Here is a 16,975-nt window from a genome sequence, read left to right on the forward strand (position 1 = left end):
TGTTCTGTCGTCAACCTATGAACGCTCCAACTTTACAACCTTCAAACATTCCAACGTTACAACATTCCACCAAATACCCTACCTTTGCCGTCCCCTCCCGAAAATTATGAAAGCCCTCTACCAAAAATACAAGCCGTTTTACCAGGATAACCTCAAATTAGCTATTCCTGTGGTGATATCGCAAGCCGGGCACGTGCTAACACATGTGAGCGACAGCGTGGTAGTAGGCCATTTTGCCGGGACGATAGCTTTGGCGGGAGTATCATTAGGCAACAATGTGTTCATGATATTAATGGTACTCGGACTGGGTTTAAGTTACGGTATTACACCGCTGATCGCTCAGCATAACGGTCGCGAGAATTATGCCGAATGCGGTAGATTATTATCAAACAGTCTGTTCATCAACTTAAGTGTAGCTATCTTAACCTGCCTCCTGATCTTTTTAGGCATTGATAAAGTATTGGCAAGTCTGCACCAATCTCCTGAAGTGATCGAGCAAGCCAAGCCCTTTCTAAAACTGTTGGCGATATCATTTATCCCGATGCTGATCTTTAACACCTTTAAGCAATTTGCTGAGGGTTTGGGCTTTACTAAGCAAGCTATGCAAATATCCATCTGGGGTAACGTGCTCAACATCATCTTGGGTGTAATCTTTGTAAAAGGCATGTTCGGCATCAAGCCCATGGGTATTGTTGGCGTAGGTTACAGCACGTTAATAGACCGTTGCATTATGGCGATATTGATGGGTGTGTTCGTATTCCGCTCGCCAAGGTTTAAAGTTTATCTGGAGAATTTTAGTCTGAGATTCATTGAGTGGGCACGATCATTACAATTACTGAAGATCGGTATCCCGGTGGCTCTACAGTATTTCTTTGAGGCTGGTGCATTTAGCGCGGCTGGTATTATCATTGGTACGATAAGCCCGATAGCGCAGGCGGCTCACCAGGTGGCCTTGAGTATGGCGTCATTGACTTATATCATGGCAAGCGGCATTGCGGCGGCAACGGCTATCAAGTCGGGTAATTACTTTGGCGCGGGAGACCCGGATGGCTTACGTAGTTCGGCTATATCGAGCTATCATATCGTTATCGCTTTTATGAGCATTACTGCTTTGATATTTGCGCTCGGAAATAGTTTGATACCGTGGATCTATACTGAAGATAAGGCGGTAATAGCTATTGCTGCACAATTATTTATCATTGCAGCATTCTTCCAATTGTTTGATGGAACACAGGTAGTTGGCCTTGGTATATTAAGAGGTATGGGTGATGTAAACATACCAACGTTTATTACCTTATTCGCTTACTGGGTGGTTGGCTTACCGATCGGTTATTTTGTCGGTATATATTTAGGCCTGGGAGCGAACGGTATTTGGTATGGTTTAACGCTTGGGCTAATGGTTTCCTCGCTCCTGCTGTTCTTCCGGTTCCAGTTCATCAGTAAGAAAATGATCAGGCAGAAACCTACAACCGAAACCACTTAAAACAAGAAAACCTCCGTGGTTAGCGGAGGTTCCTTATCCCACGAGGGGATTGTTTTAGAGAATTGTGAGGTGGATTATTGTTTAAAATGACTAATGATCAAGTTGGCCAATTCGGTGCCGATGCGTTCTTGCGCCTCGTTGGTTGCCGCGCCGATATGCGGTGTCAATGATATTTTAGGGTGTTTCAACAAGAACTCGGCTGGAGTAGGTTCGTCGTTAAACACGTCAAGACCTGCAAAACTTACTTTGCCGCTGTCTAATGCTTCGATCAGCGCCTGCTCGTCGATCAAGCCACCGCGAGAGCAATTAACAAGACCAACACCTTTTTTAGTGCGGGCCAATTCGTCAGCGCCCAAAAGTGGTTTGTCAATAAATGGCGTATGCAGGGTAATAAAATCTGCCTGAGCGATGATCTCGTCTAAAGTGGCAGCCTTAACAGCAACATTCACTTTAGTACCGCCGCTACCCAATACGATCTCAACCTCAGGGTTAAAAGCGAACAGGTCATAAGCCAAAACGTCCATACCTAAACCGATAGCGATCTTAGCTACTTCGCGACCGATACGGCCGAAACCAAGGATACCGATGGTCTTGCCACGCAGTTCGATACCTTTAGCATAGGCTTTTTTCAGGTCGTTGAACTTAGTGTTACCATCAATCGGCATTTTGCGGTTGCTATCCTGTAAAAAACGGATACCGGTGAATAGATGCGCGAACACTAATTCGGCAACTGACAACGATGATGATGCCGGGGTATTGTAAGTAGGGATGCCTTTCTCCTTAGCGTAAGCCACATCGATATTATCTACACCCACACCACCGCGACCGATGGCCTTTAGATTAGGGGTAGCATCGATCAAAGCCTGACGCACTTTAGTAGCGCTACGCACAGTGATCACATCGTATTCGTTTAACCTTGCAGGTAATTCATCCTGCGGTATATTGGTTGTATCAACCGTAAAACCTGCTTCTTCCAGCAGTTTTTTACCTATCGGGTCGATACCGTCGTTAGCTAATATTTTGATCATTATATTGATATTTAGCCCCCGGCCCCTAAAGGGGGAGCAGAAGGCGTTAGTTATAATCTTTCTATTCCCCTTTAGGGTTAGGGGCTTATATTATTTATTCTTCTCCGCAAACTCTTGCATGGCTTCAATTAACACATATACGCTACTAATAGGCAATGCATTATAGATAGAAGCACGGAAACCACCTGCACTACGGTGACCTTTGATACCTTCTATACCTTTTGACTCAGCAAATTTCAGGAATGGCTTTTCGTGCTCAGGATTCTCAACCAAAAAGCAAACGTTCATGTGTGAGCGATCCTCAGGAACACAAACACCTTTGAACAGCGGGTTACGGTCGATCTCTTCGTACAATACATGTGCTTTGGCTTCGTTCTCTTTTTGGATAGCCTCAACACCACCTTTAGCTTTTAACCAGCGCAGGGTCAGCATAGAAACATAGATCGGGAATACCGGCGGGGTATTGTACATCGAGCCACCTTCTATCTGTGTTTGATAGTTGAACATTGACGGGATCGCGCGACCTGTCTTGCCCAATAATTCGTCCTTAACGATCACTAAGGTAGTACCTGCAGGACCCATGTTTTTTTGAGCACCGGCGTAGATCAAACCGAAATCGGATACGTTAACCTTACGGCTGAATATATCCGACGACATATCGCAAACCAAAGGAGCCGATGACTTAGGGAACTCCTGTAATTGCGTACCGTAAATGGTGTTGTTAGATGTGATGTGCAGGTAAGCAGCATCAGCAGGATCAGTAAAATCTTTAGGGATGTAAGTAAAGTTAGCCTCTTTGGCGGTAGCTACTACGGCAACATTACCAAAGAATTTGGCTTCTTTTAAAGCTTTGTTAGCCCAAACACCTGTCTCTACGTATGCAGCAGTGCCACCTTCTGGTAACAAATTAAAAGGCACTAAAGCAAATTGCGTACTTGCACCACCTTGTAAAAAAAGTACCGAATAACCTTCCGGAACTTCGAACAATTCTTTAACTAATCTAACAGCTTCGTCCAAAACAGCTTCGAACTCGGGCGAGCGGTGCGAGATCTCTAAAATAGACAGACCTATTCCGTTAAAGTCTAACACGCCGGCTGCGGCTTGCTTTAATACCTCCTGGGGTAAGATGCCGGGACCGGCACCAAAATTATGTTTCATGTTATAATTGATTAACTAAACCCCGACATACAGACCATCGAGGTATTGAACGCCTCTAAGGTAGATATTTGAAATATAACTTTGCGAAAAAATTATCCTCTTTATTACAATAACTTCACAAATGTGGATAATTTAATAAATGTTTCGCAATCCAAATAGGTTAATTATACTACTTCAGTAGACTTTATAGGATTTAACTGCGTTATTCATAAAGTTTTCCACAAAACGGCCTGCCAACTTACAAAGATCAAACACCAACCTATTTAAGGTCTGCCGAAAGATATATTTGTGCAGATGCTCTCCCCTATCCAATTATATCAAAAGGCGTACAGCGGCTTATCGCGCCATAGCTGGTACCTCAGTTTGGTCATCCTGATCAACCGGAGCGGCACCATGGTCATCCCTTTTATGACCATTTATTGCACGCAACAATTACATTTTAGCATCACCCAAGCAGGATTTATTATGGGCTTGTTCGGACTTGGGTCGATCAGCGGAGCATTCTTAGGTGGCAAACTAACCGACAAATATGGCTTTTATGATGTGCAAGTAGGCGCGCTCTTATTAGGTGGTCTGCTTTTCATTTTGCTTGGATTTCAAAAGACGTTCGTATCGATGGGTGTAGTGACGTTCATCCTAAGTTTATGTAATGAATCCTTTCGCCCGGCCAACTCCACAGCTATTGCGCACCACAGTTCGCCTGAGAATAAAACCCGCTCCTATTCGCTTAATCGTTTGGCTATCAACCTGGGCTGGTCATTCGGTGGAGCTTTAGGTGGATTTTTGGCTTCGGTAGACTACAGTTTGCTATTTTGGGTAGATGGTTGTACTAATATTTTAGCGGCGCTGCTACTAATCAAAATGTTGCCGCGCACAAAGCCGAGTGCCAAACCCAAAGGCGGAAGTTTTGATAGCTTGCCCGCATCGGCTTATAAGGATAAGGTCTATTTAGCTTTTATCGCGATGGCGGTGCTGTATTCGATATGTTTCTTCCAGTTATTCACTATCGAACCATTATTTTATCATACGCAGTGGCATTTCAGTGAACGCTTTATCGGCGGATTAATGGCTATGAATGGAATAATTATTGCCGCCGTAGAAATGGTGCTCATCAATAATATCGAAGGCAAGAAGCATCCGCTTAGCTTTATCACCATTGGAGTGTTACTTACTGGAGTTGCCTTTTTAGGATTACGGTATTTGCAGCCGTCGATTTGGGCAGGTGTTATCGTAGTGTTATTAGTAACGATAGGCGAAATGATGGCGATGCCATTTATGAATGCCTTTTGGATAGTCCGCACATCCGAGCATAATCGCGGGCAGTACGCTGCTCTATATTCCATGGCCTGGTCTGTAGCGCAGATCGTTGCGCCTACATTAGGTAGTCAGATCATCTTGTTCGGGAACTTTGATCTGCTGTGGTGGGTATTGGCCGGGATGTGTGTAGTCTCGGCGGTGGGGTTTAACCTTTTATATCGGTTTGTGAGTAAAAAGTCTTAAGTCTGTAGTCCCAAGTCCCAAGTCCAATGCCTTAAACACTTAAGATTTTCTACTCAGGACCACAGACTTAGAAAACTATTTCATAATCTCCATCTTCTCGGCAAAGTGAGCGCAGTAATCACGCAGGTCTTCTACGATGTTGGTTTCGCCTGTAGCTTTCAGGAAGCTATCACCTAAGGTCATCAGCGTTTCGTGGAAAAAGCGTTTCATTTCATCTACCGGCATGTCCTTGGTCCACAGGTTAAGGTGCATGGTGTTTTGATAGTTATGATCCCATACGCACAGGTTCATCGCTTTAATAGGTATAGCCTCTTTGTTAACCGAATCCGTCGATTCCCAGGTCATGGTCTCAGGCAGGTTATGTTCGTCTAATTTTACGATCAGTTTTACTTCAGCGGTTTTCATTCAGAATTATTTTCGGATAAGTAAGAAAAATATAACGGCCACAAAAACTACGAACGCCGATTCGATGATCCAAAGCGTTTTGGTTTTCGGGAAAAAGTTGCGGAACATCAGGTCGACGATAAAGATCACGAACGCGAACAGGAAAAATATCCAGGTAAGCGTGCCACCCAAATGCAATTGTTGGTACGGACCTCCGACGATGCCGGCGCCGTTGATCCAGATATAAACAGCAACGGCCAATAATAATGTAGTAAGAAAATTAAGCGGTGTGATCCTCAGTTTCATTGTCAGGGAAAGCGGTTTATTTCCTTTTTAAATTTCTTTTTGCTTTAGCGGCTGCTAATTTAGGATTAGCCTTACGCTTTTTAGCATCAAATTTTTTATGCTGATTAAGCGTTTTCTTTTCGTGGAAGGCACCTTTAAAATCAGGGTCTTCCTTGCGCTTTTGTAGGTCTATCTCACGGTTCTGGTCTTGGCGTTCATCATAACCGGTCTCCTCAACAAACACACCTTCAGGTATCGTATAAACATCAACCGTTTGGCGGATCAGTTTTTGGATCTTGCCCATGTAGTAAACCTCTGCAGGATTACAAAATGTGATCGCCTCCCCTTGCTGCAAAGCGCGACCCGTACGACCGATGCGGTGTACATAATCCTCGTAAACAACAGGTACATCAAAGTTGATCACATGGCTCACATTACTCACATCGATACCACGAGAAGCAACATCGGTAGCAACCAAGATCTTAACCTCATCGTCCTTGAAAGCATTGATAGAATTGATGCGGGTGTTCTGCCCTTTGTTGGCATGTAATACCTTTACATCTTTCTGTCCGTGTTTGCGCAAAAGATATTGATAAACATCCTCAGCCACAGCACGTGTCTTACAAAAAACGATCAGCTTAGTTATCGCATTCTCTTCCTGATCTAACAAGTTACGCAACAGGTTGATCTTGGTCTTAACATTAGGGACATTATATAACTTTTGGGTAACTGTCTGTGCCGGAGTGGCTTGTGGGGTCACCTCGATCACTGTCGGAAACTCCAAAAAATTACCTGCCAATTCATGTATCTTCTCGGACATGGTAGCCGAGAAAAGCAAGTTTTGACGCTTTCTTGGAACGACCTCTAATATCCGGTTGATCTGCGGCATAAAGCCCATGTCCATCATCTTGTCGGCCTCGTCCAACACCAAAACCTGCAAAGGCTTAGTATGAATGTGGCCCGCTAAGTAGATATCCATAAAGCGGCCGGGAGTGGCGACAATGATATCGACACCTTTATTGATCTGCTCTATTTGAGTTTTAGGCCCAAGACCGCCGTAAACCACAACGGTACGCAGGTCGGTATATTTAGAATATATCTTTACGTTCTCTTCGATCTGCATGGCCAATTCGCGTGTCGGCGAAATGATCAGCGCACGGGCATGTTCACCCTGAGCGTATTTCAGCTTCATGATCATAGGCAACACATAGGCGGCGGTTTTACCCGTGCCGGTCTGTGCAATACCCATCACATCCTGCCCGTTCAATATTGGCGGGATAGCCTTTTGCTGTACAGGCGTAGGTTCGGTATAGCCGGCGTCGGCTATGGCGTTCAATACCTGTTTATTAAATTTAAAGTCCTCAAAGGCTGCTGCCATAGGGGGCAAAGATAGGGCTTTTTGTTGAGGTGGGGAGTATGGTGATCAAAGCGAAAGGTAATAGCATTGTCAATTGAAGTTAAAACCTTTCACCTTTCCCCTTTACCCTTTAACCATATCTATCTATCTTTGCCTTATGTCTACTATCCTCATCAAGCAAGCCACTATTGTTAACGAAGGCAAACAGTTTGTATCCGACATCTTGATTAAGGACGGTCTGATCGATCGCATCAGCTCGAACATCGATGTAAAAGCCGACCGTGAGATCAATGCCCAAGGTTTGCATCTGTTACCGGGCGCTATTGATGACCAAGTACACTTCCGCGAGCCGGGATTGACGCATAAGGCCGAGATCTATACCGAGTCTCGTGCTGCTGTGGCCGGTGGCATAACTTCTTTTATGGAGATGCCAAACACTGTGCCTAATACATTGACCCAAGATCTATTGGCTGATAAGTATGCTATTGGGGCTGCAAGATCGCTTGCCAATTACTCGTTCTATATGGGTGCAAGCAATGATAACCTGGACGAGGTGTTAAGGACAGACGTCAAAAACGTTTGCGGTATCAAAGTTTTCATGGGATCATCTACAGGCAACATGCTGGTGGATAACCCTAATACACTGGAAAAATTATTTGCCGAGTCGCCGACGCTGATCGCTACACATTGCGAGGATGAGGCGACCATTCAGCGTAACCTTGCTCATTATAAAGAATTGTTGGGCGATAATATCACGATCGGTTATCACCCGATCATTCGCAGCGAGGAGGCCTGTTACTTGTCATCATCAATGGCGGTCGAGTTGGCTAAAAAGAACAACACCCGCCTGCATATCTTGCATATATCTACTGAAAAGGAAACGCATCTTTTTGATAACACAACCCCATTAAAAGACAAACGCATTACCGCCGAAGCTTGTGTCCACCATTTGTGGTTCAGCGATAAGGATTACGATAGCAAGGGCAACTACATCAAATGGAACCCGGCCATTAAAACTGAAGCTGACCGAGATGGCATCCTAAAAGCTTTATTAGACGGTCGTATAGACGTGATCGCTACCGACCATGCGCCGCATACCATCCAGGAGAAATCACAAGCTTATATGCAGGCACCATCCGGCGGACCATTGGTGCAGCATGCCTTGTTGGCCGTGTTAGAGTTATATCATCAAGGTAAGATCACGCTGGAGCAGATAGTCGAGAAGATGGCTCATAATGTGGCCATCTGTTTTCAGGTAGAAAAACGTGGTTTTATCCGCGAAAGCTATTGGGCCGATATCGTTTTGGCTGATCTCAACAAAGGCTACAAAGTTGAGCAAAGTAATATATTGTCTAAATGTGGTTGGAGTCCTTTTGAGGGTACCGACTTTAGCAGTTCGATCACGCATACCATCGTATCCGGAAAATTAGCTTACGAACATGGTCAATTGATCGAAGTTGGTTCGGGCCAACGGATGACCTTTGTGAGATAGTCGTTGTCAGATCTTTATTTTGAAGATATCCGCAAGGGCACGTTTAGCGGCATGATAACCGCACATACCATGTACGCCTCCCCCCGGAGGTGTTGATGATGAACAAATGTATATCCCTTTTGCTGAAGTGCGATACGGCGAACGCCTTAATACCGGACGCGTAAACAATTGTGTGATATCCATCACCCCGCCATTGATATCACCGCCGATATAATTAGGATTGTACTCCTCCATTTGGCGCGTATTAAAAGTATGCTTCGCCAATATACGCTCACGGAAACCGGGCGCAAAACGCTCGACTTGTTGCTCTATCGCATCGGTCATATCATTTTCAGATCCGGCAGGTACGTGGCAATAGGCCCAAGCGGTCTGTTTACCTTCGGGCGCTCGGGTCTTATCAAAAACACTTTGCTGAGCTAAGAGCGTAAAAGGTTTAACAGGATGTTTACCGCCCCAGCTTTGTTGCTCGCTCTGTGCTATTTCCGCCATCGTACCACCTAAATGAACTGTTCCGGCCTGCCTTGCTCCTTTTGCTTTAAAGGGGATCGCATCATCCAAAGCCCAATCGATCTTGAAAACACCCATCCCGTATCGATAACGTTCTAACTGCCATTTGTAGATCGATGAAAATTTGTGACCTGCGATCTGCAAAAGTTGTTTTGGAGTTACATTAAAAAGAACTGCCTTAGCTTCGGGCAATCGATCTAAGGACTTGATGTAGGTTCCGGTCTCGATAGTTCCGCCTAAAGCTTTAAAGTGATCGGCAAGCGCGTTAGCAATGCTCACCGATCCACCAATAGGTATCGGCCAACCTTTTAAATGAGCATTCGCTATCAAAACCAAACCAACAGCAGACGTGGTCATCTTCGATAGCGGCTGGATGCTGTGCGCTGCCATCCCGGCAAATAATGCTTTAGCTTGTTCTGTCTTAAATTGTTTGGATAGATGTGTTGCTGATGTTAAAGCGTTCAATCCAAAACGTGCCATTTGCAATGGGTGCTTTGGGAAACCCAACGGACCAAGGATATCGGAAGCGATATTGTCCCAGCTTTTAACAACAGGTTTGATCAGGCCAAGATAGGCTTGTTTATCGATACCTAAAAGATTGGCAGTGTCGATCAACGAGTTTTTCAAGAGAGCAGCGCTACAATCATCAAAAGGATGGGCGGCCGCAATATCTGGTGTAATGTATTGTAACCCGTACTGATCTAAAGGCAGCGTTTTAAAAAATGGTGACGCAATAGCCAACGGATGTATGGCTGAGCAAACGTCGTGCTTAAATCCGGGCGAGGTTAGCTCCTCTGTGCGTAAGCCGCCGCCTATTTTATCCTTGCCTTCAATCAATAAAACAGAGAGGCCTTGCTGCTGCAATAAAATGGCAGCGGCAAGGCCGTTCGGTCCCGATCCAACAACAATAGCGTCGTATTTCAATTTGATGTTCTGTCAAGGACTAAGTAACCGAAAAATATCCGATCTTTAATAAAAAGCGGCCCCGTTAACTTCTAATAAATCAGAATTAAAACCCCACATCTCAACAATGGTTGCCGCATTCTCTTCTTTCTCTAATGTATCTTCTGCTTTTGCGTTGGCAACATTCTCTAACTTCTGATCCAACTTGTCTGAAAGCAGGGTCGGGAGTGAGCTCATCAGCTCTACAGCGTGGTAATAATTTAGTATCATGGCGATGTTGATTGGCTTTTACTAAGATACATGAAATTTAGATGAAATGTTTATATCTACGGTTAATTTTTAGATAATTTTTTTCCACCATTCGGCTAAATGCCAGAATAATTGTAAAAATGACGGTCAATCGTTATTTTAGAGACATGAAAAACCCGCACCACTACACTATTAGTACCTGGCAAAAGGCCAAACCAATAGCATTAGGACTGTTATTATGCAGTAGCCTAAGTTTCGCACAATCAGGTAAACCTGTTATTGACGCTATTGTTAAAGAGTCGACCAATAACTCGCAATTAGAGAAACTGGCGCACGAACTGTTTGACAAGATCGGACCACGTTTGGTGGGCACGCCACAAATGAAAACTGCTAACGATTGGGCTGTTGCCAAATACAAAAGTTGGGGGATTGATGCCCGTAACGAAAAATGGGGCCAATGGCGCGGCTGGGAACGTGGCGTCACCCATATCGATATGATATCGCCGCGTGTGCGCAGTTTGGAAGGTACTATGCTGGCCTGGAGCCCGGGAACCGGCAAAAAGACCGTGACGGCTGATGTTATTTTATTACCTGAAGTTGCCGACTCGTTAGCTTTTGTAAAATGGTTACCATCGGTTAAAGGCAAATTTGTTATGGTTTCTGCAAATCAGGTTACCGGCCGTCCGGCAGAGAATTTGAAGGAATTTGCTTTTAAAGAGACCATTGACAAGTTTAAAGCAGACCAAGCTGCTATAAATTTAGCTTGGGCGAAACGCGTTAAAGCGACCGGCCATACCGCTAAAACTTTAGCCGTAGCTTTAGAGAATGCCGGCGCTGTTGGCGTTGTGACCAACTATTGGTCTGCTGGATTTGGTGTAGATAAGATATTTGGTGCAAACACCAAGAAGGTACCATCTGTAGATATCTCTTTAGAAGATTACACACTTCTTTACCGCTTGATCGAGAACGGCACAACTCCAAAGATCAGCCTGCATTGCGAATCTAAAGACATGGGCGTTGTACCAACCTTTAACACCATTGCCGAGATAAAAGGCAGCGAAAAACCTGATGAATATGTGATCCTATCCGCTCACTTCGACTCTTGGGATGCGGCTTCAGGCGCTACTGATAATGGTACAGGTACATTGACCATGATGGAAGCCATGCGCATCCTGAAATTGGTTTACCCTAACCCGAAACGGACTATCTTGGTTGGCCATTGGGGTAGCGAAGAACAAGGACTAAATGGTTCGAAATCATTTGTGGAGGACCACCCCGAGATCGTAAAAAATCTGCAAGCTTTATTTAACCAGGATAATGGAACGGGCCGTGTAGTGAATATTAGCGGCCAAGGATTCGCCGATTCAAAGAACTTTATCCCACGCTGGTTAGCACCTGTGCCGGATACTATTAAGAACCGTATCAAAACATCATTCCCTGGCTCGCCAAGTGCAGGTGGGTCTGATAACGCTTCATTTGTAATGGCAGGTGCTCCGGGCATTTCGTTAGGCTCTTTAGGTTGGGCTTACGGTAACTACACCTGGCATACCAATCGCGATACTTACGATAAGGTTGTTTTTGAAGAGGTACGCAACAACGCGATGTTAGCTGCTATGTTAGCTTACATGGCCAGCGAAGATCCGCAAAAAACATCGACAGAGAAAGCCGAAGGCATCAGATGGCCTGGCTTCGTTAAGCCGAACCGCGGTGAGGAATTTAAGAAGTAGTAATTTTCTGACTTACAAAATAAAGCCCGATGTTCTTTAGAACATCGGGCTTTATTTTATCCCTTCTTAAACATCAGCACACTCAACGGTGGTAAAGTCACCACTATTGAGTCATCCTTACCATGCCAGTGTTCTTTCTCGGCGTCAACCGTTTCAGCGTTATTTACGCCGCTGCCCCAATATTTGGTTTCGTCACTATTAAATATCTGTTTCCATTTCCCTGATGACGTTACGCCCGTGCGTTGGCTTTCGCGCACTATCGGGGTCATGTTCAGGATCACTACAATATCGTCCGCAGACTTTTTACCTTTACGGATGTAGGCTAATACCGAATCATTGGCGTTACCACCATCCAGCCATTCAAAACCATCGTGTTCAAAGCCTCTTTCATATAAAGCGGGCTCGGCTTTGTAAAGCGCATTCAGATCTTTAACGGTTTGCTGGATGCCTACATGATTAGGGTATTGCAACAGGTGCCAATGCAGCGAATGCTGAAAATCCCACTCCGCGCCTTGAGCAAACTCGGCGCCCATAAACAACAACTTAGTACCCGGGTGCGAGAACATATACCCGTACATTAGCCTCAAATTTGCAAAACGTTGCCACTCATCGCCCGGCATTTTATTGATCATAGAGCCTTTACCATAAACCACCTCGTCGTGAGAGAATGGTAGCATAAAGTTCTCGGTAAACGCGTAGATCAAGCTGAAAGTAATTTCGTTATGATGATATTTACGATGGATCGGATTTTGACCGAAAAAGTTGATCGTATCGTGCATCCAGCCCATCATCCACTTCATCCCAAAGCCTAAACCACCTGCGTAAACCGGGCGACTAACGCCGGTAAACGATGTTGACTCCTCGGCAATGGTCTGCACATCAGGAAAGTGACTGTAGACCGCCGCGTTGAATTCTTTCAGGAATTCGATCGCTTCCAGGTTCTCGTTGCCACCAAATTGATTTTGCTCCCACTCGCCATGGTTACGCGAGTAATCTAGATAAAGCATTGATGCAACCGCATCTACACGCAAACCATCAGCATGGTATCTGTCTAACCAAAACAGTGCATTGCTGATCAGGAACGCTTTAACCTCGTTACGGCCGTAGTTGAATATGTATGATTTCCAATCGGGATGGAATCCTTTGCGCACATCAGCATGCTCGTAAAGGTGTGTACCGTCAAATTTATATAAAGCATGCGCATCACCGGGGAAGTGTGATGGTACCCAATCCAGGATCACTCCTATTCCAGCTTTGTGGAATTCTTCGATCAGATACATCAACTCCTGCGGATGGCCGTAACGTGAACTCGCTGCAAAGAAACCGATTATCTGATAACCCCAACTTGGATAGTAAGGGTGCTCCATGATCGGCATAAGCTCGATATGCGTAAAGCCCATTTCCTTCACATACGGAACTATCTTTTCAGCGATCTGTTTATAGGTATAAAATTCATCAGGGCTTTCGATGTTGCGCGCCCATGATCCTAAGTGAACTTCGTAAACAGAATATGGTTTATCCAGCGCATTATGCTCAATACGCTTCTTCATCCAATCCTGATCTTTCCACTCGTAATAAGTGTCAGTTACAATGGATGCCGTAGATGGCGGTATCTCCCACAATAAGGCAAACGGATCACCTTTTTCCAAGTCCTCACCAGTGCTGGCTTTGATGTAATATTTATAAACCTCACCATTGCCAATACCCGGCACAAAAGCTTCCCAAATGCCTGAACCATCCCAACGCGGGGATAAAGGCGTTGACTGTTTACTCCAACCATTAAAATTACCGATCACAGATACGCATTGCGCATTCGGCGCCCAAACCGCAAAGTACGTTCCTTGCTGTCCCTTAAACTCCACCACATGTGAGCCTAACTTCTCGTACAGTTTATAATGCTTACCCGACTTGAACAAGGCAATATCATAATCGGTAAAGCGGCTATAAAAATCGGTGTTATTAACTACTGTAGGCATTTCTGATAATACAGGCTGGATCACATCACTTAAAGTGCCCGCCGTTTCTTCAGTTATTGCTTTCTTTACAGGTTTGACAACGGTCGTCCCGACTTTTTTAGCAGGCGTTTTGTTTACCGGTTTAGCTTCAGGAGTTGTTTCGGCTTTTGCTTTACTTGATGTCGTTTTTTTCGCCGGGTTGGCTTCTGATGTGGTCTCAGTTTTTGCAGCTGTTGCTTTTTTTTTGCTTACAGGTTTTTCGGCCGGTAGGTCTGTTGTGGTGGTTGTAGTTTTTTTAGCCATAGTAGGTTGCCGTTAGGCGATGGTTATAAAGACGGGGCGCATTTGCCCTGCACATCAAATATAGTTTTATTAAACAGATATTTATTAATGATGTTTTACAGAATGCTTTAAACAACAAAGGCGATAGTTTCCTACCGCCTTCGCTCTTTATTTCATGATCTTCACCGTATGGAATTTCTTGTTGTGTCTAAATTCCAGTTTGTTATTGATGAACGTGAAGTTGGTGACCCACTTATTGTCTATCATAATATTCAACGGACGGAAAGGCAGGCCTACGATAGAGAACGCGTAATTCTCGTAACGTGGGTTGTATAAACCTTCCAGGCTTTGTTGGATCACAAAGTCGGCCTCAGTGCCATTTACTGCGAATTTCTTCTCCAAGTAAATGTCCTGCTCGTAAGCAAAGGTCTCACCATAATCTTCGAACATGAATGAGTTAGCTTCGTAATCGCTGTAGTAAATATTCAGCTTAACTTCTTCGATCTCTTTCTCGCCAACATATTGTTGTACCGGATACTCCGGTATTACCGAACCAGCCTTAACAAATAGTGGGATGGTATCCAGCGGAGTTGCTACTTCAACTTCGTCGCCGCCTTCCACAACTGTATTATCCCAGAAATTGTACCATTTACCTTTCGGCAGGTAAACTTTTCGACTTGTCTGGCCAGGATGTAACACCGGGCATATCAACAATTTATCACCGTAAGTGAACTCATCCTGACGGTAATGGTTCTTTAATACATGCTGCTCCTGCATTACCACCGGTCTCAGGATAGGGAAACCATAACGATGATGCTCCCAAAACGTTGAGTAAAGGTATGGCAACAAGCGGTAACGCAATTCGATAAACTTACGGTTGATGGACGTGAATGGCTCACCGAAACTCCATGGCTCACGCTCCTTGGTATCACCAGCCGAGTGCGCACGCATAAATGGTGAGAAAGTACCCAACTGGATCCAACGGGTGAATAATTCTCCATCAGGCTCACCGCTAAAACCACCGATATCGGTACCGCAGAAAGGAACGCCCGACATAGATAAGCGCTGGCACTGGATATTACCGATAGCTAAGTGTTCCCACGATGCCACGTTATCACCGGTCCAAACCGATGCGTAACGCTGCAGGCCAGAATAGCCCGCACGAGTGATGGTGAACGGACGCTTATTTTTCATGAGCTTGCGCAGACCCTCGTAAGTAGCGCGTACCATTTGCATACCGTAAACATTGTGTGCTTTACGGTGCGATCCGCGATGACCATCGTATTGGTGACGAACGTCGTCAGGGAATGTGCCCGCACCAAAAACGGCCGGCTCATTCATATCGTTCCACACTCCTGCTACGCCCATTTCAACCAACTCATCAAACAAACCACCCCACCAGGTACGTACCTCGGGGTTAGTAAAGTCGGGGAATTGGCAACGGCCCGGCCACACGTGACCTTCCATAAAATAATCGTCGCAACGGCGGCAGAAATATTTCTTCTCTTTACCTTCGCGGAATATCTCGTACGAGTCATCCACACGGATACCCGGATCAATGATCACAACGGTTTTAAAACCATCGGCCGCAAGGTCGGCGATCATTTTCTTAGGGTCTGGGAAATATTTACGGTTCCAGGTAAAGCAACGGTAGCCATCCATATAGTCGATATCTAAATATATACCGTCGCATGGGATCTTATTGGCACGGAAGCCTTTGGTAACCGCCCTTAATTTAGTTTCGGGATAGTAGCTCCAACGACATTGGTGATAGCCTAAAGCCCACATTGGTGGCATGGGGTGCGTACCCGTAATAACATGGTAACGCTTAACCACATCCATAATATGCGGACCATGGATGTAATAATACTGCATTTCGCCGCCGTCAGCCCAAAAACTGGTACTGTCTGACTGTTGCAAACCAAAGTCGAAATGCGATTTAAAAGTATTGTCGAAGAAGATACCGTGAGCGATGCCTTCATTAACGCTTACATAAAATGGAATAGTGCGGTACAGCGGATCTTGACCCCAACTGTAAGAATAAGCATCTGTGTTCCAGTTAGTAAACCTTTTTCCACGCAAATTTAATTCAGTTGGTTTATCACCTAAGCCAAAGAAAGTTTCGTCGGGATGGCATACTTTAGAACCATAAACATAATAACCACCAAATTGGGCATTCTCTTCCCAGTGCATCGAGGTACTATCTACACTGGTAACGTATTCGTTTTTATCAGAGAAAGCGATGTAGAAATTCTTTTTACTGATGTGACAATTGATGCTCGTGGTGCTGATGCGGTATTCGTCAGCGGTCTCGATCAGCGTAAATTCAGACTTGATCGGTTTTACATCTTTAGGGATAGCGTAAGAAAAATCCTCTAAAAATACGCCATGCGGGGCTAAACGGATGCGGATGATCTCGTTAGTTACCACAATGGCCTCAACTTTGGCCTCACCGTCAGTAAAGTAGAATTTATTCCCCGTCTGTTCTACAGCTTTTGGTGGGTTGAGGTATTTCTTTACGATGGGTTTAATACCATCAGCAGGGTTATTGAGATGTCGGAAACTATTTGGATCGTCGTCGATAGGTATTTCGATAGCTTCGTTTAGTACGTTTTCTTCCATAAAATGCTAAGATCGTGTTAAAATGCGGGCAGATCAGCAGTAA

General features: G+C 44.9%; 13 protein-coding genes. 4 read left to right on the forward strand and 9 right to left on the reverse strand.

The features are described 5' to 3' along the window. Nucleotides 1-106 precede the first annotated feature (106 nt). A complete protein-coding gene (locus tag IRJ16_RS00970; protein ID WP_194109646.1) occupies nucleotides 107-1,483 on the forward strand; it encodes an MATE family efflux transporter in 1,377 nt (458 codons plus the stop codon). Between the two features lie 74 nt (nucleotides 1,484-1,557). Here the strand turns inward: IRJ16_RS00970 and IRJ16_RS00975 are convergent, their stop codons facing one another. After that, complete coding sequence (locus IRJ16_RS00975; RefSeq protein WP_194109647.1) at nucleotides 1,558-2,511, reverse strand: D-2-hydroxyacid dehydrogenase; 954 nt, start codon at nucleotides 2,509-2,511, stop codon at nucleotides 1,558-1,560. Nucleotides 2,512-2,601: 90 nt separating this feature from the next. After that, nucleotides 2,602-3,669, reverse strand: a complete 1,068-nt coding sequence (serC, locus tag IRJ16_RS00980) for a 3-phosphoserine/phosphohydroxythreonine transaminase (protein WP_194109648.1) — start codon at nucleotides 3,667-3,669, stop codon at nucleotides 2,602-2,604. Nucleotides 3,670-3,963: 294 nt separating this feature from the next. Between serC and IRJ16_RS00985 the strand changes: the two genes are divergently transcribed. Further along, a complete protein-coding gene (locus IRJ16_RS00985) occupies nucleotides 3,964-5,169 on the forward strand; it encodes an MFS transporter (protein WP_194109649.1) in 1,206 nt (401 codons plus the stop codon). 75 nt (nucleotides 5,170-5,244) lie between these two features. Here IRJ16_RS00985 and gldC read toward each other — a convergent pair whose 3' ends face one another. The 3 genes from gldC to IRJ16_RS01000 are packed head-to-tail and all read right to left on the reverse strand — an operon-like array spanning nucleotide 5,245 to nucleotide 7,216. After that, nucleotides 5,245-5,574, reverse strand: a complete 330-nt coding sequence (gene gldC, locus IRJ16_RS00990) for a gliding motility protein GldC (RefSeq protein ID WP_194109650.1) — start codon at nucleotides 5,572-5,574, stop codon at nucleotides 5,245-5,247. A gap of 6 nt (nucleotides 5,575-5,580) precedes the next feature. Further along, the gene (locus IRJ16_RS00995) at nucleotides 5,581-5,859 is read right to left on the reverse strand and encodes a hypothetical protein (RefSeq protein WP_194109651.1); all 279 of its coding nucleotides are present in this window, start codon (nucleotides 5,857-5,859) and stop codon (nucleotides 5,581-5,583) included. Between the two features lie 16 nt (nucleotides 5,860-5,875). Beyond that, nucleotides 5,876-7,216 (reverse strand): DEAD/DEAH box helicase, encoded by a 1,341-nt coding sequence (locus IRJ16_RS01000; RefSeq protein WP_194109652.1) that lies wholly within the window; start codon nucleotides 7,214-7,216, stop codon nucleotides 5,876-5,878. A gap of 136 nt (nucleotides 7,217-7,352) precedes the next feature. Between IRJ16_RS01000 and IRJ16_RS01005 the strand changes: the two genes are divergently transcribed. After that, nucleotides 7,353-8,687 (forward strand): dihydroorotase, encoded by a 1,335-nt coding sequence (locus IRJ16_RS01005; RefSeq protein ID WP_194109653.1) that lies wholly within the window; start codon nucleotides 7,353-7,355, stop codon nucleotides 8,685-8,687. 6 nt (nucleotides 8,688-8,693) lie between these two features. Here the strand turns inward: IRJ16_RS01005 and IRJ16_RS01010 are convergent, their stop codons facing one another. After that, nucleotides 8,694-10,124 carry a phytoene desaturase family protein gene (locus tag IRJ16_RS01010; RefSeq protein WP_194110188.1) on the reverse strand — a complete coding sequence of 477 codons (1,431 nt, stop codon included), beginning with the start codon at nucleotides 10,122-10,124 and terminating at the stop codon, nucleotides 8,694-8,696. A 39-nt stretch (nucleotides 10,125-10,163) separates the two neighbouring features. Then, complete coding sequence (locus IRJ16_RS01015) at nucleotides 10,164-10,367, reverse strand: hypothetical protein (protein ID WP_194109654.1); 204 nt, start codon at nucleotides 10,365-10,367, stop codon at nucleotides 10,164-10,166. 146 nt (nucleotides 10,368-10,513) lie between these two features. Between IRJ16_RS01015 and IRJ16_RS01020 the strand changes: the two genes are divergently transcribed. Then, complete coding sequence (locus tag IRJ16_RS01020) at nucleotides 10,514-12,073, forward strand: M20/M25/M40 family metallo-hydrolase (protein ID WP_194109655.1); 1,560 nt, start codon at nucleotides 10,514-10,516, stop codon at nucleotides 12,071-12,073. Nucleotides 12,074-12,129: 56 nt separating this feature from the next. Here the strand turns inward: IRJ16_RS01020 and glgB are convergent, their stop codons facing one another. Both glgB and IRJ16_RS01030 read right to left on the reverse strand, forming a co-directional pair. Next, nucleotides 12,130-14,331: a 1,4-alpha-glucan branching protein GlgB gene (gene glgB, locus IRJ16_RS01025; RefSeq protein WP_194109656.1), complete on the reverse strand. Its 2,202-nt coding sequence runs from the start codon at nucleotides 14,329-14,331 to the stop codon at nucleotides 12,130-12,132. 147 nt (nucleotides 14,332-14,478) lie between these two features. Beyond that, nucleotides 14,479-16,932, reverse strand: a complete 2,454-nt coding sequence (locus IRJ16_RS01030) for a glycoside hydrolase family 31 protein (RefSeq protein WP_194109657.1) — start codon at nucleotides 16,930-16,932, stop codon at nucleotides 14,479-14,481. Nucleotides 16,933-16,975: the final 43 nt, after the last annotated feature.

It is taken from the genome of Mucilaginibacter myungsuensis (genome assembly GCF_015222005.1).
Lineage (GTDB): Bacteria > Bacteroidota > Bacteroidia > Sphingobacteriales > Sphingobacteriaceae > Mucilaginibacter > Mucilaginibacter myungsuensis.